At 66.3% G+C, this 19208-nt stretch carries 29 protein-coding genes; 28 read left to right on the plus strand and 1 reads right to left on the minus strand.

Annotation, left to right across the window (positions count from 1 at the left end; all coding sequences use genetic code 11):
* The coding region (locus tag U9980_RS00105) for a hypothetical protein (protein ID WP_322766172.1) at positions 1-182 on the minus strand (182 nt) is incomplete at its 3' end.
* Positions 183-419: 237 nt separating this feature from the next.
* Between U9980_RS00105 and U9980_RS00110 the strand changes: the two genes are divergently transcribed.
* From U9980_RS00110 to U9980_RS00245, 28 genes are all read left to right on the plus strand, one after another.
* Positions 420-1523 (plus strand): RsmB/NOP family class I SAM-dependent RNA methyltransferase, encoded by a 1104-nt coding sequence (locus U9980_RS00110; protein ID WP_322766173.1) that lies wholly within the window; start codon positions 420-422, stop codon positions 1521-1523.
* Between the two features lie 337 nt (positions 1524-1860).
* Positions 1861-2235, plus strand: coding sequence for a 30S ribosomal protein S12 (rpsL, locus tag U9980_RS00115; RefSeq protein ID WP_322747152.1), 375 nt, complete (start codon positions 1861-1863; stop codon positions 2233-2235).
* Entirely contained in the window at positions 2235-2705 is a 471-nt protein-coding gene (gene rpsG, locus U9980_RS00120; protein ID WP_322747153.1) for a 30S ribosomal protein S7, read from the plus strand. The genes rpsL and rpsG overlap by 1 nt, the downstream gene beginning before the upstream one ends.
* 5 nt (positions 2706-2710) lie before the next feature.
* Positions 2711-4807, plus strand: coding sequence for an elongation factor G (gene fusA / locus U9980_RS00125; protein WP_322753592.1), 2097 nt, complete (start codon positions 2711-2713; stop codon positions 4805-4807).
* A 97-nt stretch (positions 4808-4904) separates the two neighbouring features.
* Positions 4905-6098, plus strand: coding sequence for an elongation factor Tu (gene tuf, locus U9980_RS00130; protein ID WP_131748559.1), 1194 nt, complete (start codon positions 4905-4907; stop codon positions 6096-6098).
* A 165-nt stretch (positions 6099-6263) separates the two neighbouring features.
* Positions 6264-6572 (plus strand): 30S ribosomal protein S10, encoded by a 309-nt coding sequence (gene rpsJ, locus U9980_RS00135; protein WP_013875113.1) that lies wholly within the window; start codon positions 6264-6266, stop codon positions 6570-6572.
* A 16-nt stretch (positions 6573-6588) separates the two neighbouring features.
* Positions 6589-7344, plus strand: a complete 756-nt coding sequence (gene rplC, locus U9980_RS00140; protein ID WP_322747156.1) for a 50S ribosomal protein L3 — start codon at positions 6589-6591, stop codon at positions 7342-7344.
* On the plus strand, positions 7341-8171 hold the full coding sequence (rplD, locus tag U9980_RS00145; RefSeq protein WP_322766174.1) for a 50S ribosomal protein L4: 831 nt from the start codon (positions 7341-7343) through the stop codon (positions 8169-8171). Before rplC ends, rplD begins: the two co-directional genes overlap by 4 nt.
* Complete coding sequence (gene rplW, locus U9980_RS00150) at positions 8168-8464, plus strand: 50S ribosomal protein L23 (protein ID WP_322747158.1); 297 nt, start codon at positions 8168-8170, stop codon at positions 8462-8464. Before rplD ends, rplW begins: the two co-directional genes overlap by 4 nt.
* 76 nt (positions 8465-8540) lie before the next feature.
* Positions 8541-9374 carry a 50S ribosomal protein L2 gene (gene rplB, locus U9980_RS00155; protein ID WP_322753594.1) on the plus strand — a complete coding sequence of 278 codons (834 nt, stop codon included), beginning with the start codon at positions 8541-8543 and terminating at the stop codon, positions 9372-9374.
* Positions 9375-9445: 71 nt separating this feature from the next.
* Positions 9446-9727, plus strand: coding sequence for a 30S ribosomal protein S19 (gene rpsS, locus U9980_RS00160; protein ID WP_322747160.1), 282 nt, complete (start codon positions 9446-9448; stop codon positions 9725-9727).
* Positions 9720-10157, plus strand: coding sequence for a 50S ribosomal protein L22 (gene rplV / locus U9980_RS00165; protein WP_239310551.1), 438 nt, complete (start codon positions 9720-9722; stop codon positions 10155-10157). Before rpsS ends, rplV begins: the two co-directional genes overlap by 8 nt.
* Positions 10157-11263, plus strand: coding sequence for a 30S ribosomal protein S3 (rpsC, locus tag U9980_RS28345; protein WP_416210089.1), 1107 nt, complete (start codon positions 10157-10159; stop codon positions 11261-11263). The genes rplV and rpsC overlap by 1 nt, the downstream gene beginning before the upstream one ends.
* Before the next feature lie 4 nt (positions 11264-11267).
* Complete coding sequence (gene rplP / locus U9980_RS00175) at positions 11268-11684, plus strand: 50S ribosomal protein L16 (RefSeq protein ID WP_322747161.1); 417 nt, start codon at positions 11268-11270, stop codon at positions 11682-11684.
* The gene (gene rpmC, locus U9980_RS00180; protein WP_322747162.1) at positions 11684-11983 is read left to right on the plus strand and encodes a 50S ribosomal protein L29; all 300 of its coding nucleotides are present in this window, start codon (positions 11684-11686) and stop codon (positions 11981-11983) included. The genes rplP and rpmC overlap by 1 nt, the downstream gene beginning before the upstream one ends.
* Before the next feature lie 5 nt (positions 11984-11988).
* Positions 11989-12351 carry a 30S ribosomal protein S17 gene (rpsQ, locus tag U9980_RS00185; protein WP_416210090.1) on the plus strand — a complete coding sequence of 121 codons (363 nt, stop codon included), beginning with the start codon at positions 11989-11991 and terminating at the stop codon, positions 12349-12351.
* A gap of 130 nt (positions 12352-12481) precedes the next feature.
* A complete protein-coding gene (gene rplN / locus U9980_RS00190) occupies positions 12482-12850 on the plus strand; it encodes a 50S ribosomal protein L14 (protein WP_131748536.1) in 369 nt (122 codons plus the stop codon).
* Positions 12851-12861: 11 nt separating this feature from the next.
* On the plus strand, positions 12862-13179 hold the full coding sequence (gene rplX / locus U9980_RS00195; RefSeq protein WP_322753596.1) for a 50S ribosomal protein L24: 318 nt from the start codon (positions 12862-12864) through the stop codon (positions 13177-13179).
* 8 nt (positions 13180-13187) lie between these two features.
* Positions 13188-13772 (plus strand): 50S ribosomal protein L5, encoded by a 585-nt coding sequence (rplE, locus tag U9980_RS00200; protein ID WP_322747164.1) that lies wholly within the window; start codon positions 13188-13190, stop codon positions 13770-13772.
* 66 nt (positions 13773-13838) lie between these two features.
* Entirely contained in the window at positions 13839-14024 is a 186-nt protein-coding gene (locus U9980_RS00205) for a type Z 30S ribosomal protein S14 (RefSeq protein ID WP_322747165.1), read from the plus strand.
* A gap of 96 nt (positions 14025-14120) precedes the next feature.
* Positions 14121-14528 (plus strand): 30S ribosomal protein S8, encoded by a 408-nt coding sequence (gene rpsH, locus U9980_RS00210; RefSeq protein ID WP_322747166.1) that lies wholly within the window; start codon positions 14121-14123, stop codon positions 14526-14528.
* An 11-nt stretch (positions 14529-14539) separates the two neighbouring features.
* Positions 14540-15076 (plus strand): 50S ribosomal protein L6, encoded by a 537-nt coding sequence (gene rplF, locus U9980_RS00215; RefSeq protein WP_322766175.1) that lies wholly within the window; start codon positions 14540-14542, stop codon positions 15074-15076.
* A gap of 11 nt (positions 15077-15087) precedes the next feature.
* Positions 15088-15456: a 50S ribosomal protein L18 gene (gene rplR, locus U9980_RS00220; protein WP_322747168.1), complete on the plus strand. Its 369-nt coding sequence runs from the start codon at positions 15088-15090 to the stop codon at positions 15454-15456.
* Between the two features lie 49 nt (positions 15457-15505).
* Positions 15506-16114, plus strand: coding sequence for a 30S ribosomal protein S5 (rpsE, locus tag U9980_RS00225; protein WP_322753597.1), 609 nt, complete (start codon positions 15506-15508; stop codon positions 16112-16114).
* Positions 16114-16299, plus strand: a complete 186-nt coding sequence (gene rpmD, locus U9980_RS00230) for a 50S ribosomal protein L30 (RefSeq protein WP_322753607.1) — start codon at positions 16114-16116, stop codon at positions 16297-16299. The genes rpsE and rpmD overlap by 1 nt, the downstream gene beginning before the upstream one ends.
* Positions 16296-16790: a 50S ribosomal protein L15 gene (gene rplO, locus U9980_RS00235; protein ID WP_322747171.1), complete on the plus strand. Its 495-nt coding sequence runs from the start codon at positions 16296-16298 to the stop codon at positions 16788-16790. Before rpmD ends, rplO begins: the two co-directional genes overlap by 4 nt.
* A gap of 400 nt (positions 16791-17190) precedes the next feature.
* On the plus strand, positions 17191-18483 hold the full coding sequence (secY, locus tag U9980_RS00240) for a preprotein translocase subunit SecY (protein ID WP_322753598.1): 1293 nt from the start codon (positions 17191-17193) through the stop codon (positions 18481-18483).
* Positions 18483-19136, plus strand: a complete 654-nt coding sequence (locus U9980_RS00245; protein ID WP_322766176.1) for an adenylate kinase — start codon at positions 18483-18485, stop codon at positions 19134-19136. The genes secY and U9980_RS00245 overlap by 1 nt, the downstream gene beginning before the upstream one ends.
* The last annotated feature ends 72 nt before the right edge of the window (positions 19137-19208 follow it).

The following is a 19208-nucleotide window of genomic DNA, read 5'->3' on the forward strand; positions in this document are numbered from 1 at the left end:
GTGTTACCGTCGCGGTCCGCCGGGGAGCGGGTGACCAGCGATGCGAGGATCGGCCTCTCAACGGCTTCAGCCGCGCTGAAAACGGAAATCTCCACGTCCTCGGATACCTCGATAACCAGCCCGAAGGCACTTGACGGGATGATTTCCTGATTGTGGTCGAGATGCCGGAGAGAAGTAGGCATGATTCCTCCATCGTAGTCATCCGAACTGACGGTGACGAAATCGAAGTTATCGGGGCGGGGATTAGCCGGCAAGCATCCAACATCATGACTCGGCTCACACCTTCGGTAGTGCGCGGGTAATCAGTCTCGAAGGTGACACATAGGGAGTGGCCCAGGGCTCGATATCGTTGGGGATTTGCTCGTCAGCGCAGCCGGTCGAACGATTTGATGCGGTGTCGGGAAACGTGACCGCGGATTGTGGCCGACGACGTCGGCCGCCGCCGGATTATCCAGCGCATCGACCACATCAACCGCATCCAGCGCATCGACTGCATCGACCGCATTCGCCAGGTGGACGGGTTCGGTAGCGTGTCACCGGTGGCCGGGGGTGCGCGGGTCGGTGGTGGAAGCCGGAAACGAACGCTGTTCGTCCGGCGGCTGAGTGAGATCCTGGACATGGCCGAGTCCGAGGTTGTCGCGCGCCTGTCCCTCGACCGGCGCACCGGGGTCCGGGTGAACCGGTTGTCGCCCCTGGGTCCAGCCGAGGTCCGCCGTGCCATCGCCGCGCTCGGGCTCACCCTCGAGCCGCTCGGCTGGTGCCCCGACGGATACCTCCTCGGCGGTGAGAAGCGGGTATTGTCCGCCTCGGAGATCTTCACCGGTGGCCACGCCTACATCCAGAACATCTCCAGCCTCGTGCCCGCGCTCGCCCTCGATCCGGCGCCGGGGGAGGCGATCATCGACCTGTGTGCGGCGCCCGGCGGCAAGACGGCGCACATCGCCGCACTGGTCGACAATGACGCGAGCCTGTGGGCGAACGACGGCATCCGGCCCCGGCTGGACAAACTGCGCGAGGTGACGCAGCAGTTCCACGTCCGGCTCGCCGCCGCCACCTGTCACCCGGCCCAGTACGCGGACAAGTTCGTCGAGGGGCGGTTCGACCGGGTTCTGCTGGACGCCCAGTGCACCGGCGAGGGTCTGGTCGACCTACGTGACCCCGCCACGCTGCGGTACTGGAGCGAGGAACGGGTGACGAACTATGGCTGGCTGCAGCGCAAGATGTTGGTCGCGGCCTGTCGCCTGTTGCGCCCCGGCGGCATCCTCGTCTACTCGACGTGCACCTTCGGGCCGGAGGAGAACGAGGCTCCGCTGAGCTACCTGTTGCGCCACCACCCCGTGCAGGTGTGCCCGATCGAGGTCGACATCGACGGCTGGGCGCCGGGCGCATGGCGGCCGGGCCTGCGGCACTGGCGCTCGGAGACGTTTGATCCGGCGCTCGCCGGCGCTCGCCGGATCCTCCCGGGCAAGGATTTCGAGGGCTTTTTCGTCTGCAAGCTGCAGAAGCTGCCGTCCGCCGGCTAGTGGTTCCGCCCCGGGGGGCGGTGGTTCCGCCACCATCGGAGACCCCCGATTCGACACATCGGTTGCCGGTTCGGTAGTCTCGCCTTCTGCGGCGCTGTGCGCTGCACGTTTGACCTGTGTCTTGTGCCATCCAGTGGCGCTGTGGCCCGTCCTGCCGGGCCGGCGGCGACTTCGGACGGCCCGGCCCCACCTCAGGTGGACGGGCGCACTCCCATGGCAGACCGCTCGGGTTTCCCGACGGTTTTCCGAGGGGGTTCGACACACCCGACCGCGTGGGTCGGACACAGCTGACATATCGGCAGGTACCGGCAGGGACGGAAGAGGAACGGGAGCGGCGTTGCCGACGATCCAGCAGTTGGTCCGCAAGGGCCGGCAGGACAAGGTCGAGAAGACCAAGACCCCGGCACTCAAGGGGAGCCCGCAGCGTCGTGGCGTGTGCACCCGTGTCTACACGACCACGCCCAAGAAGCCGAACTCGGCGCTTCGCAAGGTCGCCCGTGTCCGGCTCCACAGCGGGATGGAGGTCACCGCCTACATCCCGGGGGTGGGGCACAACCTGCAGGAGCACTCGATCGTCCTGGTCCGCGGCGGCCGGGTGAAGGACCTTCCGGGCGTCCGCTACAAGATTGTCCGCGGGACGCTGGACACCCAGGGCGTCCGCAATCGCAAGCAGGGGCGCAGCAAGTACGGAGCGAAGAAGGAGAAGGCCTGATGCCACGCAAAGGCCCGGCTCCCAAGCATCCCGTCGTCGTCGATCCGGTCTACGGCTCACCGCTGGTGACAGCGCTGGTCAACAAGGTTCTCCTGAGCGGCAAGAAGTCGCTGGCCGAGCGGATCGTCTACGGCGCGCTCGAGGGTGCTCGGGAAAAGACCGGTAACGATCCAGTGGTCACGCTCAAGCGTGCCCTCGACAACGTCAAGCCGACGCTGGAGGTGCGCAGCCGCCGGGTCGGTGGTGCCACCTATCAGGTGCCGGTCGAGGTGCGCTCGAGCCGGAGTACGACCCTCGCGCTTCGCTGGCTGGTGGGCTATGCCCGGCAGCGGCGTGAGAAGACCATGACCGAGCGCCTCATGAACGAGCTGATCGACGCGAGTAACGGTCTCGGCGCGAGCGTGAAGCGGCGCGAGGACACCCACAAGATGGCGGAGTCCAACAAGGCCTTCGCCCACTACCGCTGGTAACCGATATGTCTGCTGACGTACCTACCGCGCTGGCCACGACCCGCAACATCGGGATCATGGCCCATATTGACGCGGGTAAGACCACGACCACCGAGCGGATCCTTTTCTACACCGGCGTCAACTACAAGATCGGCGAAGTCCACGATGGCGGTGCCACCATGGACTGGATGGAGCAGGAGCAGGAGCGGGGGATCACCATCACCTCCGCCGCCACCACCTGTACGTGGCGCGACAACATCATCAACATCATCGACACCCCGGGGCATGTCGACTTCACGGTCGAGGTGGAGCGCTCGCTGCGGGTCCTCGACGGTGCGGTCGCGGTCTTCGACGCCGTAGCCGGAGTCGAGCCGCAGAGCGAGACCGTCTGGCGCCAGGCTGACCGCTACAACGTCCCGCGGATCGCCTTCGTCAACAAGATGGACCGGGTCGGCGCCGAGTTCCACCGCTGCGTCGACATGATGGTTGACCGGCTCGCCGCGACCCCGGCTGTCATCCAGCTCCCGTGGGGCGTCGAGGCCGACTTCAAGGGTGTCATCGACCTGGTCGCGATGAAGGGCCTGCTCTGGCACACCGAGGACAAGGGCGCCTCCTACGAGATCGTCGACATCCCGCGTGACCATGCTGAGGCTGCTCAGGAGTGGCGGGACAAGCTGGTCGAGACCGTCGCCGAGAACGACGACAGCCTGATGGAGCTGTATCTCGAGGGCCAGGTGCCCAGCGAGGAGCAGCTGCGGGCGGCGCTGCGCCGGGCGACCCTGGTCGGTTCGGTGAACCCGGTCCTGTGCGGATCGGCGTTCAAGAACAAGGGCGTGCAGCCGATGCTGGACGCCGTTGTCGACTTCCTGCCGAGCCCGGTGGACATCGGTGTCACGGTCGGGCACGCGATGGGTCGCGAGGAGACCGAGGTCTCGCGTGCACCGGATGAGAACGAACCGTTCTCCGCGCTTGCCTTTAAGATCATGACTGACCCCTACGTGGGGAAGTTGACCTATATCCGGGTCTACTCGGGCCGGCTCACCGCCGGATCGCCGGTGCTGAACTCGACCAAGGATCGCAAGGAGCGGATCGGCCGCATCCTGCAGATGCACGCCAACCACCGCGAGGATCGCGAAGGTGTCGGTGCCGGTCAGATCGTCGCCGTGGTCGGCCTGAAGAACACGACCACCGGCGACACGCTCTGCGACCCGAACGCCCCGATCATCCTGGAGTCGATGACGTTCCCGGCGCCGGTCATCAGCGTCGCGATCGAGCCGAAGACCAAGGCCGACCAGCAGAAGCTGGGTACGGCCATCGGCCGCCTCGCCGAGGAGGATCCGACCTTCCAGGTCCGGACCGACGACGAGACCGGTCAGACGATCATCGCGGGTATGGGTGAGCTGCATCTCGACGTGCTCGTCGACCGGATGCGCCGCGAGTTCGGTGTCACAGCCAACGTGGGCAAGCCGCAGGTCGCCTACCGGGAGACCATCCGCCGCAAGGTCGAGAAGGTCGACTACACGCACAAGAAGCAGACCGGCGGTTCGGGGCAGTACGCCCGGGTGATCATCGATCTCGAGCCCTCCGGCGGTGACGGCGGCGGCTACGAGTTCGCGAACAAGGTCAGCGGCGGTCGTATTCCACGCGAGTACATCCCGTCCGTCGACGCCGGGTGCCAGGAGGCGATGGAGTTCGGTGTCCTTGCCGGTTACCCGCTCGTCGATGTGAAGGTCACCCTGACCGACGGTCAGTACCACGATGTCGACTCGTCCGAACTCGCCTTCAAGATCGCCGGTTCGATGGCGTTCAAGGAGGCGGCCCGCAAGGCCGACCCGGTCCTGCTCGAGCCGGTGATGGCGGTCGAGGTCACCACACCCGAGGACTACATGGGTGATGTGATCGGCGACCTGAACTCGCGGCGCGGGCAGATCCAGGCCATGGACGAACGGTCCGGCGCACGCATCGTGAGGGCGACCGTCCCATTGTCGGAGATGTTCGGCTATGTCGGAGACCTGCGGTCGAAGACATCCGGCCGGGCCTCCTACTCGATGCAGTTCGACTCCTACGCCGAGGTCCCGGCGGGGGTTGCCAAGGAAATCATCGCGAAAGCACGCGGGGAGTGACGGGTGGCCGGGGCGGGGCGCACCTGCGCCGTCCCGGGCCTGACACGACCACGATCATCAGTACGGCACGACACCACCCGTCCTTGGAGGGACACCCGTGGCGAAGCAGAAGTTCGAGCGGAACAAGCCGCATGTCAACATCGGCACCATCGGTCACATCGACCATGGCAAGACCACGCTGACCGCGGCTATCACCAAGGTCCTGCACGACGCACACCCGGAGCTGAACCCCTTCACGCCGTTCGACCAGATCGACAAGGCGCCGGAGGAGAAGGCCCGCGGTATCACGATCTCGATCGCCCACGTCGAGTATCAGACCGACAACCGGCATTACGCCCATGTCGACTGCCCCGGTCATGCCGACTACATCAAGAACATGATCACGGGTGCCGCCCAGATGGACGGCGCGATCCTGGTCGTGTCGGCGACCGACGGCCCGATGCCGCAGACCAAGGAGCACGTGCTGCTCGCCCGCCAGGTCGGCGTGCCCTACATCGTCGTGGCGCTGAACAAGGCCGACATGGTCGACGACGAGGAGATTCTCGAGCTTGTCGAGCTCGAGGTTCGCGAGCTGTTGAGCTCGTATGAGTTCCCGGGTGACGACGTTCCGGTGGTTCGCGTCTCGGCGCTCAAGGCGCTCGAGGGCGACAAGGAATGGGGCGCGAAGCTTCTGGAACTGATGCAGGCTGTCGACGACTCCATCCCGGAGCCGGAGCGCGACATCGACAAGCCCTTCCTCATGCCGATCGAGGACGTCTTCACAATCACCGGACGTGGCACGGTTGTCACCGGTCGTGTGGAGCGAGGTGTCGTCAAGGTCAGCGAGACCGTCGAGATCGTCGGTATTCGGCCGGATGTCACCACGACGACCGTCACCGGTGTCGAGATGTTCCGCAAGCTGCTCGACGAGGGGCGTGCCGGTGACAACGTCGGCCTGCTTCTGCGTGGTGTGAAGCGCGAGGACGTCGAGCGCGGCCAGGTTGTCACCAAGCCGAAGTCGATCACGCCGCACACCAACTTCGAGGCGCAGGTCTACATCCTCAGCAAGGACGAGGGTGGTCGCCATACGCCGTTCTTCAACAACTACCGTCCGCAGTTCTACTTCCGGACCACCGACGTGACCGGGGTCGTGACCCTCCCCGAGGGTACCGAAATGGTCATGCCGGGCGACAACACCGAGATGACGGTCGAGCTCATCCAGCCGATCGCCATGGAGGACGGCCTGCGCTTCGCCATCCGCGAAGGTGGCCGGACCGTCGGTGCCGGTCGAGTCACCAAGATTCTCAAGTAGTCGCCGCGAGCGGCGGGCCGCAGGCCCCGTGGGCTCTTCACGCCCGCCGCTCGCGCGGTGCACGGACGTGTCAACAAGCGGTACATCCGGCGGCAGCTCCGGCCGGGAACGGACCCTGCAGGGCCAGCGAGCCGGACGAGACAGACAGGACAGGCGAAGCCCACCATGGCGGCACAGAAGATCCGCATCCGGCTCAAGGCCTACGACCACGAGATCATCGACAGTTCGGCGCGAAAGATCGTCGAGACGGTGACGCGGACTGGTGCGCAGGTCGCGGGACCGGTGCCGCTGCCGACGGAGAAGAACGTCTACTGCGTGATCCGGTCACCGCACAAGTACAAGGACAGTCGCGAGCACTTTGAGATGCGCACACACAAGCGGCTGATCGACATTCTTGACCCGACGCCGAAGACGGTCGACTCGCTGATGCGCCTCGATCTTCCAGCCGGTGTCGACATCGAGATCAAGCTTTAAAGGGGCCGGCGCAGTCATGCTCAATCGCAACTACAGGGGCCTGCTGGGCACCAAACTCGGGATGACCCAGGTATGGGACGCGAACAACCGCATCGTCCCGGTCACAGTGATCAAGGCTGGCCCGAACGTGGTGACGCAGATCAGGACGTCGGATTCGGACGGCTACTCGGCAGTCCAACTCGGTTACGGTGAGGTCGATCCCCGTCGGGTGACGCAGCCGCTGCGCGGGCACTTCGCGCGCGCCGGGGTGCCCCCGCGGCGCCACCTGGTGGAGCTGCGCACGGCGGACGCCGAGAAGTACCGGCCCGGCCAGGAGCTCACCGGCGAGGTCTTCACCGCCGGTGAAGTGGTGGATGTGACCGGGACATCCAAGGGTAAGGGCTTCGCCGGTGTGATGAAGCGGCACGGCTTCAAGGGTCTTGGCGCCGGCCACGGTGTCGAGCGCAAGCACCGCTCGCCGGGTTCGGTCGGCGGCTGCGCCACTCCCGGGCGCGTGTTCAAGGGCCTGCGGATGGCCGGGCGGATGGGGCACGAACGGGTCACCGTCCCGGGCCTGACCGTCCACGCGGTCGACACCGAACGCGGTTATCTACTGATCAAGGGTGCGGTGCCCGGCCCTGACGGGGGTCTGGTGCTCGTCCGCAGTGCGGCCAAGCGTCCCGCCCCTGCCGACTTCGAGCCCGCTGACTTCGAGCCCGTTACCGAGATGGCAGCGCAGCCACCCGCCACGGGCGACAGCGCTGTGACATCCAGCGAGGAGGTGTCGACATGAGCGCAGCGACGACGGCAGCGCGCACCCGGTCGCGGGGTTCCGCGGATGCCACCGCCGAGCCCGAGACCCGCACGATCGTTGTCCACGCCCCCGCCGGTGGCGAGGTCGGCAGCACAGCGCTGCCCGGGGCGGTGTTCGACATCGCATTGAACGTCCCGCTCATCCACCAGGTGGTGGTGGCTCAGCTCGCCGCGGCGCGCCAGGGCACCCACTCGACGCTGACCCGCGGCGAAGTCCGTGGCGGCGGTCGTAAGCCCTACCGGCAGAAGGGGACAGGACGGGCCCGTCAGGGCTCGCTGCGTGCCCCGCAGTTCACCGGCGGCGGCATCGTCCACGGCCCCAAGCCCCGCTCCTACGACCAGCGGACGCCCAAGAAGATGAAGGCCGCCGCGCTGCGCGGCGCCCTGTCCGACCGGGCGCGCAACAACCGGATCCACGTCGTGTCGTCTCTGGTCGCCGGTGAGACACCGTCGACGAAGGCCGCGGTCACGGCGCTCCGGGCGATCGCGGACACCCGCCGGGTGCTGGTCGTGGCGGCCCGCGACGACGACGTCACCTGGAAGAGCCTGCGCAACGTCCCCGCCGTGCATCTGCTCGATCCCGGCCAGCTCAACACCTATGACGTGCTCGTAAGCGACGATGTCGTGTTCACGCAGGGCGCTCTGGTGACGTTCCTGGCCCGATCGCAGCCGTCGCTGGCACGGGGTGTCGAAGGCGGCGTTCCGGTCGGCGAGACGGAGCAACCGGGAGTCCCGGAGTCGTTGACCCGCCCCGGTCACGACGCGGAAGCCGATGACGACGCGGAAGCCGAGGAGGAAGCCAAGTGATTCCCGATCCGCGTGACGTGATCATCAAGCCGGTCGTCTCCGAGAAGAGCTACGGCCTGCTGGACGAGAACGTCTACACGTTCATCGTGCGTCCGGATGCCAACAAGACTGCGATCAAGATTGCGGTCCAGCAGATATTCAACGTCCGGGTGCTGCGGGTGAACACCATCAACCGCTCGGGAAAGCGCAAGCGCACCAAGGGCGGTTGGGGCCAGCGGAAGTCCACCAAGCGGGCCATGGTCAGCCTGGCCCCCGGGGACGCCATCGAGATGTTCGGAGGCCCTGGTGCGTGACACGCAAGCCGACGAGAACACCGCCAGGCGCCCGCTGGGCCCGGCGCGCCGTAGCTCGGACACGGGTAGGTAGACAATGGGCATTCGCAGGTACAAGCCGACCACCCCCGGCCGCCGTGGCTCGAGCGTGGCCGACTTCGTCGAGGTCACTCGTGACCACCCGGAGAAGTCGCTGGTCCGCCCGCTGCACTCGAAGGGCGGTCGCAACGTCCACGGGCGCATCACCACGCGGCACCAGGGTGGTGGTCACAAGCGTGCGTACCGTCTGATCGACTTCAAGCGGGACAAGGACGGCGTGCCGGCCAAGGTCGCGCACATCGAGTACGACCCGAACCGGACGGCACGGATCGCCCTGCTGCACTACGCCGACGGCGAGAAGCGCTACATCCTCGCCCCGGTGAAGCTCAAGCAGGGTGACATGGTCAGCTCGGGCACGACGGCTGACATCAAGCCGGGTAATGCCCTTCCGTTGCGCAACATCCCGACCGGCACGGTGGTACATGCCATCGAACTGCGTCCCGGTGGCGGAGCGAAGATCGCGCGTAGCGCCGGTACAAGCGTGCAGCTGGTGGCCAAGGACGGTCCCTTCGCCCAACTGCGGATGCCCTCCGGCGAGATCCGCAATGTCGACGTCCGGTGCCGGGCGACGGTCGGCGAGGTGGGCAACGCCGAACAGAGCAACATCAACTGGGGCAAGGCCGGCCGGATGCGCTGGAAGGGCCGTCGTCCCACCGTCCGCGGTGTGGCGATGAACCCGGTCGACCACCCACATGGTGGTGGTGAGGGCAAGACCTCCGGCGGCCGTCATCCGGTGAACCCCAAGGGCCGCCCCGAGGGCCGCACCCGTGCCACCCGCAAGGCGAGCGACGCGCTGATCGTCCGTCGTCGGAAGCAGAACAGGCGGCGGTGATCATGATTAATCCCATTCGGTGTCAATCGACACATGACCATCGGTTCTGAGCAGGAAGGAGGAGACACGCCATGCCACGCAGTCTGAAAAAGGGCCCGTTCGTCGACGACCACCTGCTCAAGAAGGTGGACGTGCAGAACGCCAAGGGCACGAAGAACGTCATCAAGACCTGGTCGCGGCGTTCGACGGTGATCCCGGACATGCTCGGGCACACCATCGCCGTGCACGATGGCCGCAAGCACATCCCGGTGTTCATCACCGAGGGGATGGTCGGTCACAAGCTCGGCGAGTTCGCGCCGACGCGGACCTTCCGCGGTCACGTCAAGGAAGACCGGAGGTCACGCCGTGGCTGACGACCTCGTGGACGGGCTCACCCGGTCCGGTCTGGACGGAGCGAAGGCATCGGCCCGCTATGTCCGGGTCTCGCCGACCAAGGCACGTCGGGTCGTCGACCTGGTCCGTGGCCGTTCCGCCCGCGAGGCCCTGGACATCCTTCGCTTCGCCCCACAGGCGGCCAGCGAGGACGTGTACAAGGTGGTCGCGAGCGCGGTCGCGAACGCCGAGCACAATCACGGGCTTGACCCGTCCACGCTCTGGGTGGGCGAGGTCTACGTCGACGAGGGCCCGACGCTCAAGCGCATCCGTCCGCGGGCGCAGGGTCGTGCCTACCGGATCCGGAAGCGGACCAGCCACATCACGGTCGTCGTTGAAAGCCGGGAACCGGTTTCGGTGACCCGCGGCGCGTCGACCGGCGCATCGCAGACTGCAAGGAGGGCCCGGTAGTGGGGCAGAAGGTCAACCCGCACGGGTTCCGACTCGGGATCACTTCGGAGTTCACCTCTCGTTGGTACGCCGACAAGCAGTACAAGGCGTATGTCGGCGAAGATGTGAAGATCCGTAAGATGATGTCCCGGGGCATGGAGCGTGCGGGAATCAGCCGGGTCGACATCGAGCGGACCCAGGGCCGGCTGCGGGTGGACATCCACACCGCCCGCCCGGGGATCGTCATCGGACGTCGCGGTGCCGAGGCCGACCGCATCCGCGGCGACCTCGAGAAGCTGACCGGCAAGCAGGTCCAGCTCAACATCCTTGAGGTGAAGAACCCTGAGGTCGACGCCCAGCTCGTCGCGCAGGGCGTGGCGGAGCAGCTGTCGAGCCGGGTCAGCTTCCGGCGGGCGATGCGCAAGGCCATGCAGTCGGCGATGAAGGGCGGCGCCAAAGGCATCCGGGTGCAGTGTTCCGGACGCCTCGGCGGGGCCGAGATGAGCCGCTCGGAGTTCTACCGCGAAGGCCGGGTGCCCCTGCACACGCTGCGCGCCGACATCGACTACGGGTTCTACGAGGCCCGGACCACCTTCGGCCGTATCGGCGTGAAGGTCTGGATCTACAAGGGTGACATCGTTCAGAGCCGTGCGGAGCGGGAGGCGCAGGAGGCACTTCAGCGCCAGCACCGCCGGGAGCGTCCGCGCCGTGGGCCGCGTTCGGGTTCGTCGGGTACCACCACCGGCGGCACCGAGGCCGGTCGTGCGGCAGCGCGGCAGGGTGAGCGGCGGGGCGGTCGTGGCAGCGGCGGCGGCGACGCAGCGACGGCAGGCGGTGCCGCTGCAGGCGGTGTCGGTGCGGCCGACGCCAGTCCCGCACCGACCGTCGCTGCCCCGAGCGTGCAGGCGGATGTCCCGGCGGCTCCGGTTTCGGCGCCGCCAGCAGCGCCGGCTCCGGCTGCTCCGGCAGCAGCTCCGGCTCCGACCCCGGCTGCTCCGGCAGCAGCTCCGACCCCGGCCCCGCCCCCGGTAGCAGCGCCGACCCCGGCTCCGCCCCCGGCAGCAGCGCCGGCCCCGGTCGATACCGCCGCGCCCGCGACGCAGGCTGCCCAGGAGACGGAGGGCTAGGACGATGTTGATTCCCCGCAAGGTCGCACACCGCAAGCAGCACCACCCCGATCGTGGTGGCGCGGCCAAGGGCGGCACCAAAATCGCGTTCGGCGAATTCGGCATCCAGGCGCTCGAGTCCGCCTATGTGACGAACCGGCAGATCGAGTCGGCGCGTATCGCGATGACGCGTCACATCCGCCGTGGTGGCAAGGTCTGGATCAACATCTACCCGGACCGGCCGCTGACCAAGAAACCGGCCGAGACCCGGATGGGTTCCGGCAAGGGTTCACCGGAGTGGTGGATCGCCAACGTCAAGCCCGGACGCATGATGTTCGAGCTCTCGGGTGTGGCCGAGCCGGTCGCCCGGGAGGCGATGCGGCGTGCCATCCACAAGCTCCCGATGAAGTGCCGGTTCGTGACCCGCGAGGGAGGTGCCTGATGGTGACCGCGACCGCGGACGAACTGCGGGCACTGTCCGGGCAGGACCTGGTGGACAAGCTCCGCGAGGCCAAGGAGGAGTTGTTCAACCTCCGTTTTCAGGCGGCCACCGGCCAGCTCTCCAACAACCGTCGCCTGCAGGCCGTTCGGCGCGACATCGCGCGCATCTACACGGTGCTTCGGGAGCGTGAGCTCGGTCTTGTCGATGATCCTGATCTGATCGGAACCGGTGTGGTCGGAGCGGTTGACGGCATCGAGCCGTTGCAGGCAACGGCGGCAATACAGGTGGAACGGGCGTGAATGGGATGACAACGGACGGCACCCCGACGACAGGCAACCCCCCGGCGGAGGCGGCGCCTACCGCGCCGGCCGCCGTGCCGAGGACTGCGCCGGCCGCCGCGTCGGGCGCGACCGCCGATCGCGGCTTCCGCAAGGTTCGTGAGGGCCTCGTGGTCAGCGAGAAGATGGCCAAGACCGTGGTCGTCGCGGTGGAGGACCGGGTTCAGCACCCGCTTTACGGCAAGACCATCAGGCGTACCAAGAAGGTCAAGGCACACGACGAGAACAGTACGAGCGGCGTCGGTGACCGGGTTCTGCTCATGGAGACCCGGCCGCTGTCAGCGACCAAGCGCTGGCGTGTGGTGGAAGTGCTGGAGAAGGCGAAGTAGATCGACCAGCCGATCGTGTAGGACCGGCCGAAGGCGGCGTGATCATGTTCTGTGCGCCGCGGGAGGCATTGGAAGGGTCTAGCGAGCCGGCCGCCGGCAGGCGGGCGCAGACGCAGTTCGGGAGCGGGAAGTGATCCAGCAGGAGTCGCGACTTCGGGTCGCCGACAACACGGGTGCCAGGGAACTGCTGTGCATTCGGGTACTCGGCGGTTCGGGGCGTCGTTATGCCGGTATCGGCGACATCATCGTCGGGACCGTGAAGGACGCCCTGCCCGGGGCCGGCGTCAAGCGCGGCGACGTGGTCAAGGCGGTCGTAGTACGCACTACCAAGGAGCGCCGGCGTCCCGACGGCTCCTACATCCGGTTCGACGAGAACGCCGCCGTGCTCATCCGGGACGGTGGCGACCCCCGGGGTACGCGCATCTTCGGCCCGGTTGGCCGGGAGCTGCGTGACAAGAAGTTCATGAAGATTATTTCGCTGGCGCCGGAGGTGCTGTGACCGTGGCCGGAATGAAGATCAGGAAGGGTGACACGGTCCAGATCGTGACCGGTAAGGACCGTGGTCTCAAGGGAAAGGTCATCAGGGCTTTTCCCGTTGAGGACAAGGTGATTGTCGAGGGTGCGAACAGGGTCACCCGGCACACCCGGGTGAACACCTCGGCCCGCGGCTCGCAGTCCGGCGGGATCGTGACCCAGGAAGCGCCCATCCACGTCAGCAACGTCATGATTGTGGATCCGTCCGACGGCCGTCCGACCAGGATCGGCTACCGCGTCAACGACGACGGTACGAAGGTGCGGATCTCCCGCCGCACCGGCACCGAGCTGTAGGGATCGAAATGACTACTATCACCGAATCCCGAGTCACCGAACCCCGTCCGTTGCCACGGCTCAAGCTGCGGTATCGCGAGGAGATCGCGTCGGGCCTGCGTGAGCAGTTCCACTACCCGAACGTGATGCAGATTCCGACCGTGGTCAAGGTCGTGGTCAACATGGGTGTCGGCGACGCCGCCCGGGACGCGAAGCTCATCGACGGCGCGTTGCGGGACCTCACAGCGATCACCGGCCAGAAGCCGGCCGTTCGTCGGGCGAAGAAGTCCATCGCGCAGTTCAAGCTGCGGGAGGGCATGCCTATCGGGGCGAAGGTAACCCTGCGTGGTGATCGGATGTGGGAGTTTCTGGACCGGCTCGTGTCGGTAGCCCTCCCGCGTATCCGTGACTTCCGGGGCCTGTCACCGAAGCAGTTCGACGGATCCGGTAACTACACCTTCGGCGTGGTCGAACAGTCGATCTTTCATGAGATCGACATAGACCGTATCGACCGGGTCCGCGGCATGGACATCACGGTTGTCACGACCGCTACCAAGGACGACGAGGGCCGCGCGCTGCTTCGCGGGTTGGGCTTCCCCTTCAAGGAGAACTGATGGTAACCGGTGGTGCGATTGTGGTTTTCGCACCACCGGCGGCCAGAGAGAAGGCATGGCAGGCAGATGGCGAAGAAGGCATTGATTGAAAAGTCGATCCGCAAGCCGAAGTTCGGCGTGCGGGGCTACACCCGTTGCCAGCGATGCGGGCGGCCGCGGTCGGTTTACCGGACGTTCGGTCTGTGCAGGGTATGCCTACGGCAGATGGCGCACCGTGGAGAGCTTCCCGGGATCACCAAGAGCTCGTGGTAGCGGGAAAGCTCCGCTGCTGACCCACACCACCCACCGGTTCGCGGCAGGCCCCGGTCCGATATTCCGGGGAACCGCCACGAGGAAGGCTCCAGCCCCATGACGATGACAGATCCAATTGCGGACATGCTGACCCGTGTCCGCAATGCCAACCGCGCATACCACGATCAGGTGGTGATGCCGAACAGCAAGATCAAAACGCATATTGCCGAGATCCTCCAGCAGGAGGGTTACATCGCCGGATGGCACGTTGAGGAGCCGCCGGAAGGCGCCGTCGGCGCGTCCCTCGTCGTGGAGCTGAAGTACGGCCCGAACCGGGAGCGCTCCATCGCCGGAGTGAAGCGCATCAGTAAGCCGGGCCTGCGGGTCTACGCAAAGGCGACCAACCTGCCCAAGGTGCTCGGCGGCCTCGGCGTGGCGATCATCTCCACGTCATCGGGCCTGCTCACCGACAGGCAGGCCAACAAGCGCAGGGTAGGCGGGGAAGTCCTCGCCTACGTCTGGTAGGGGGTCGCGCGATGTCACGCATTGGACGGCTGCCGATCTCGGTGCCCAGCGGCGTGGATGTGTCCATGGACGGCTCGGCGATCGTCGTCAAGGGGCCCAAGGGGACTCTCAGTCATTCTGTAGTGGAACCGATCACCGTCAGTGCACAGGACGGTCAACTGCTCGTCACCCGCCCGAACGACGAACGCCGGTCGCGGGCGTTGCACGGTCTGACCCGTTCGCTTGTGGCCAACATGGTCACCGGGGTCACCAGCGGATACTCGAAGGCGCTTGAGATCGTCGGCGTCGGTTACCGCGTTCAGGCTCGGGGCTCGGATCTGGAGTTCGCACTCGGTTTCAGTCACCCGGTCGCGGTGAAGGCACCGGAGGGCATCCGGTTCGAGGTGCAGTCGCCGACGCGTTTTGTCGTTCACGGGATCGACAAGCAGCAGGTCGGCGAGGTGGCAGCCAAGATCCGTCGGCTCCGCAAGCCAGACCCGTACAAGGGCAAGGGTGTGCGGTACCAGGGCGAAGTCGTCCGCCGCAAGGTCGGCAAGTCCGGGAAGTAGGGGAACGGATCATGGCTGTCAGTGTCAGCGCCCAGCGGCGTTCGGCGAAGCTTCGCCGGCACGTGCGGATTCGCAAGAAGATCGCGGGTACACCCGCCCGCCCGCGGCTCGTGGTCACGCGCTCGGCTCGTCACATCTATGCCCAGGTCATCGACGACAGCGCCGGCCACACCCTCGTGTCAGCGTCCACGCTGGACGTGTCGCTGCGTGCCACGGACGGCGACAAGACCGCACAGGCGAAGGCCGTCGGGCAACTCGTCGCCGAGCGTGCCCGGCAAGCGGGAATTGCCGCGGTGGTGTTCGATCGTGGTGGTCGGACCTACCACGGCCGGATAGCCGCGCTCGCGGACGCCGCCAGGGAAGGCGGGCTGGAGTTCTGATGCCCCGCCGTTGGACGCGCGGAAACTCAACGAACAGGGAGATGTACTGATGCCAGGCCAGCAGCGCCGCGGAGGCGGCTCCGGCGGCTCTGACCGTCGGGAACGCCGCGACCGCCAGGGCGGCGGTCCGGCGCAGGACAAGAACGCCTACATCGAGCGTGTCGTCGCCATCAACCGGGTGGCGAAGGTGGTCAAGGGCGGTCGGCGGTTCAGCTTCACCGCACTCGTCATCGTTGGTGACGCGGACGGCACTGTAGGTGTGGGTTACGGTAAGGCCAAGGAGGTGCCGGCCGCCATCGCCAAAGGCGTTGAGGAGGCCAAGAAGCACTTCTTCAAGGTGCCGCGGATCGGCTCGACGATTCCGCACCCGATCCAGGGCGAGGCTGCGGCCGGAGTCGTGTTGCTCAAGCCGGCCTCGCCGGGTACCGGCGTCATCGCCGGTGGCCCGGTACGCGCGGTGTTGGAGTGCGCGGGTGTTCACGACGTCCTGTCGAAGTCGCTGGGCTCGTCGAACCCGATCAACATCGTGCATGCCACCGTCGCGGCACTACGGGGTCTGATGCGTCCCGAGGAGATCGCGGCACGCCGCGGACTGCCGATCGAGGACGTTGCACCGCCGGCGATGCTGCGGGCCCGGGCGGCCGGGGTCGGTGCGTGATGGCACGCTTGAAGATTACCCAGATCCGCTCCGACATCGGCGGGACGCGAAACCAGCGTGAGACCCTGCGGACCCTCGGGCTCCGTCGAATCAGAGCCACTACTGTCCGCGATGACCGCCCGGAAGTGCGCGGGATGATCGCAACTGTGACCCATCTCGTTACGGTCGAGGAGGTGGATGAATGAGCAACCTGACCAAGACATCCGAGGTGGAGACGGCGGATGCCGCCCGCGGCCGCGGCCTCAAGATTCACCACCTCAAGCCCGCACCGGGCGCCCACAAGGCCAAGATGCGCGTCGGTCGGGGTGAGGGCTCCAAGGGCAAGACCGCCGGTCGCGGTACGAAGGGGTCGAAGGCGCGCAAGCAGGTCCCGGTCCGCTTCGAGGGCGGCCAGATGCCGCTGCACATGCGCGTGCCCAAGCTCAAGGGGTTCAGGAACCGGTTCCGCAAGGAATACCAGGTTGTCAATGTCGCCACTCTCGCCGAGCTGTTCCCGGCGGGCGGTGAGATCAGCGTGGATGACCTGGTCGGTGCTGGTGCGGTGCGCCGCAATGCTCTCGTGAAGGTCCTGGGCGACGGGGAGATCGGCGTGGCCCTTAATGTGAGCGCCCACGCGTTTTCCACCAGCGCCCGGGAGAAGATCCTCGCTGTCGGCGGCAGCGTCGTCGAGCTCTGAGGCTGTGCGGCGCCCCGTGCGACGCGAAGCCCCGTCCGGCGCTTGGCGTCGCACGGGGCTTCCGGCGGCGGGGGAGCTCGGTAGCCGGGGAGATGCATGATTGTTCCGTCTCCGGTTGCGTCCGACCCACAGTTTTGTAACGATAAGCCAGGTCTGTTCTGAATAATCCGAAAGGCCATGGGCCAGCTGGCGCCGCCACTGATCCCGGCGGTGACCGACGGTCGTGCCGGCTCCGGGATCGGCCGTGATGCCGGCGCGCTGGATGCCATCGCTGGCCCATGTCGGGACGAGTGGACCGTCTCTACTGTTACAGTCGGCACACCGTGCACCGCCGGTCCTATGTTCGGTCGGGACAGTCGTCCATCGAGTGCGTTTGCCGTGACGATCAGCAGGAGGAGCCGTGCTCACCGCCTTCACGCGGGCCTTCCGCACGCCTGACCTGCGTAAGAAGCTGCTCTTTACGTTCGGGATCATCGTCCTGTTCCGGATGGGCAGCGTGCTGCCGTCTCCGGGGATCTCAACCAGTGCGATCAACCAGTGCCTGTCCTCCGCGAGCGCCGACAGCCGCAACGTCTACTCGCTGATCAATCTTTTCAGCGGGGGCGCTCTTCTTCAGCTCTCCATCTTTGCGCTGGGGATCATGCCGTACATCACGGCGAGCATCATCATCCAGCTGCTGGTCGTGGTCATTCCGCGTCTCGAACAGCTGAAGAAGGAAGGCACGTCCGGCGAGCAGAAGCTCACGCAGTACACCCGTTATCTGACTATTTCCCTGGGAGTGCTACAGGCGACCGGCATCGTCGCGCTCGCCCGCAGCGGCAACCTCTTCCCCGGCTGTTCCACGCCGATCATCCCGAACACCAGCCTGTTCCGCATCGCGGTCATCGTCATCACCATGACCGCGGGCACCGCCGTCATCATGTGGCTTGGCGAATTGATCACGAGCCGCGGCGTCGGCAACGGAATGTCCCTGTTGATTTTCACGTCGATCGCGGCCGCACTGCCGTCGCAGGGAACGCGGATTCTCCAGGTGGCCGGCGGTGTCGTCTTCACCCTGATTTGTCTGCTGGGTCTGGCGATCGTCGTGTTCGTGGTGTTTGTCGAGCAGTCACAGCGGCGGATCCCGGTGCAGTACGCCAAGCGGCTGATCGGCCGCAGGATGTACGGCGGTACCTCGACCTATCTGCCAATCAAGGTCAACCAGGCCGGCGTCATACCTGTGATCTTCGCGTCGTCCCTGCTCCAGCTTCCGCAGCTGCTCGGTCAGGTCTGGGACAACAGGACCTTCCAGGATTTCGAACAGCGCTACCTGGCTCGGGGTGATCATCCCCTCTATCTGATTATCTATGCCGGTCTGATCATTTTCTTCACCTACTTCTACGTGGCCATCACTTTCAACCCGACCGAGGTGGCGGACAACATGAAGAAGTACGGCGGTTTCATCCCTGGAATTCGGCCCGGCCGGCCGACCGCGGAGTACCTCGATCGGGTTCTGTCGAGGATCACCCTCCCGGGTTCGCTCTTCCTCGGCGTCATCACGGTGCTGCCGCTGGCGCTGCTGAACCTCACCAAGCAGCAACCGTTCCCCTTCGCCGGCACCTCGGTACTGATCATTGTGGGGGTGGGGCTGGAGACCGTCAAACAGATCGAAAGCCAGCTCATGCTCCGCAACTACGAAGGTTTCCTGCGGTAGTGCGCCTCGTACTGGTCGGACCGCCGGGTGCGGGCAAGGGCACCCAGGCCGCGTTCATCGCCCAGGCGCGGTCGATCCCCAAGATCTCAACGGGAGACATCTTCCGGGCGAACGTCCGAGAGGGCACTGACCTCGGCGTGCTCGCGAAGCGGTACATGGATGCGGGTGATCTCGTTCCTGATGAGGTCACCATCGCGATGGTCCGAAATCGGCTGGCCGAGGAGGACGCCGCCAAGGGCTTCCTGCTTGATGGGTTCCCGCGCAACGTGCCGCAGGCCGAGGTCCTGGGGCAGCTGCTCGAGGGAATGGGTACGCGCCTGGATGTCGTCCTGGAACTCGTCGTCGACGACGATGAGGTGGTGCGGCGGCTGTCCGGGCGGCGGACCTGCCGTAACTGTGGGCACATCTGGCATGTGGACTTCGATCCACCCGCGGCGGAGGGCGTCTGCGATCGCTGCGGCGGTGAGCTGTTCCAGCGTGACGACGACCGTTCCGAGACCGTGCGCCACCGACTGGAGGTCTACGCCGAACAGACCTCACCCCTGGTGGCCTACTACGCGGCAAAGGGCCTGCTGATCGGTCTTGACGCCACCGGCCCGGTGGACAACGTCACCGATCGTGCGTTGGACGCTCTGCGTCACTATGCCAGCTAGGGTCTGCCGCCCGGATGTTGATGAGTGCGTACGGCGGTCTGGGCGGCGATGGGGCAGGGGCGGTTGGCGGTG

The organism is Protofrankia sp. Cr1 (assembly GCF_963555865.1).
Lineage (GTDB): Bacteria > Actinomycetota > Actinomycetes > Frankiales > Frankiaceae > Protofrankia.

Bases quoted from the DNA above. Each gene is read 5' to 3' on its own strand.
- rpsG (WP_322747153.1), top strand. From the start codon at position 2,235: ATGCCACGCAAAGGCCCGGCTCCCAAGCATCCCGTCGTCGTCGATCCG.
- fusA (WP_322753592.1), top strand. From the start codon at position 2,711: ATGTCTGCTGACGTACCTACCGCGCTGGCCACGACCCGCAACATCGGG.
- rpsJ (WP_013875113.1), top strand. From the start codon at position 6,264: ATGGCGGCACAGAAGATCCGCATCCGGCTCAAGGCCTACGACCACGAG.
- rplC (WP_322747156.1), top strand. From the start codon at position 6,589: ATGCTCAATCGCAACTACAGGGGCCTGCTGGGCACCAAACTCGGGATG.
- rplD (WP_322766174.1), top strand. From the start codon at position 7,341: ATGAGCGCAGCGACGACGGCAGCGCGCACCCGGTCGCGGGGTTCCGCG.
- rplB (WP_322753594.1), top strand. From the start codon at position 8,541: ATGGGCATTCGCAGGTACAAGCCGACCACCCCCGGCCGCCGTGGCTCG.
- rpsS (WP_322747160.1), top strand. From the start codon at position 9,446: ATGCCACGCAGTCTGAAAAAGGGCCCGTTCGTCGACGACCACCTGCTC.
- rplP (WP_322747161.1), top strand. From the start codon at position 11,268: ATGTTGATTCCCCGCAAGGTCGCACACCGCAAGCAGCACCACCCCGAT.
- rpmC (WP_322747162.1), top strand. From the start codon at position 11,684: ATGGTGACCGCGACCGCGGACGAACTGCGGGCACTGTCCGGGCAGGAC.
- rpsQ (WP_416210090.1), top strand. From the start codon at position 11,989: ATGACAACGGACGGCACCCCGACGACAGGCAACCCCCCGGCGGAGGCG.
- rplX (WP_322753596.1), top strand. From the start codon at position 12,862: ATGAAGATCAGGAAGGGTGACACGGTCCAGATCGTGACCGGTAAGGAC.
- rplE (WP_322747164.1), top strand. From the start codon at position 13,188: ATGACTACTATCACCGAATCCCGAGTCACCGAACCCCGTCCGTTGCCA.
- U9980_RS00205 (WP_322747165.1), top strand. From the start codon at position 13,839: ATGGCGAAGAAGGCATTGATTGAAAAGTCGATCCGCAAGCCGAAGTTC.
- rpsH (WP_322747166.1), top strand. From the start codon at position 14,121: ATGACGATGACAGATCCAATTGCGGACATGCTGACCCGTGTCCGCAAT.
- rplF (WP_322766175.1), top strand. From the start codon at position 14,540: ATGTCACGCATTGGACGGCTGCCGATCTCGGTGCCCAGCGGCGTGGAT.
- rplR (WP_322747168.1), top strand. From the start codon at position 15,088: ATGGCTGTCAGTGTCAGCGCCCAGCGGCGTTCGGCGAAGCTTCGCCGG.
- rpsE (WP_322753597.1), top strand. From the start codon at position 15,506: ATGCCAGGCCAGCAGCGCCGCGGAGGCGGCTCCGGCGGCTCTGACCGT.
- rpmD (WP_322753607.1), top strand. From the start codon at position 16,114: ATGGCACGCTTGAAGATTACCCAGATCCGCTCCGACATCGGCGGGACG.
- rplO (WP_322747171.1), top strand. From the start codon at position 16,296: ATGAGCAACCTGACCAAGACATCCGAGGTGGAGACGGCGGATGCCGCC.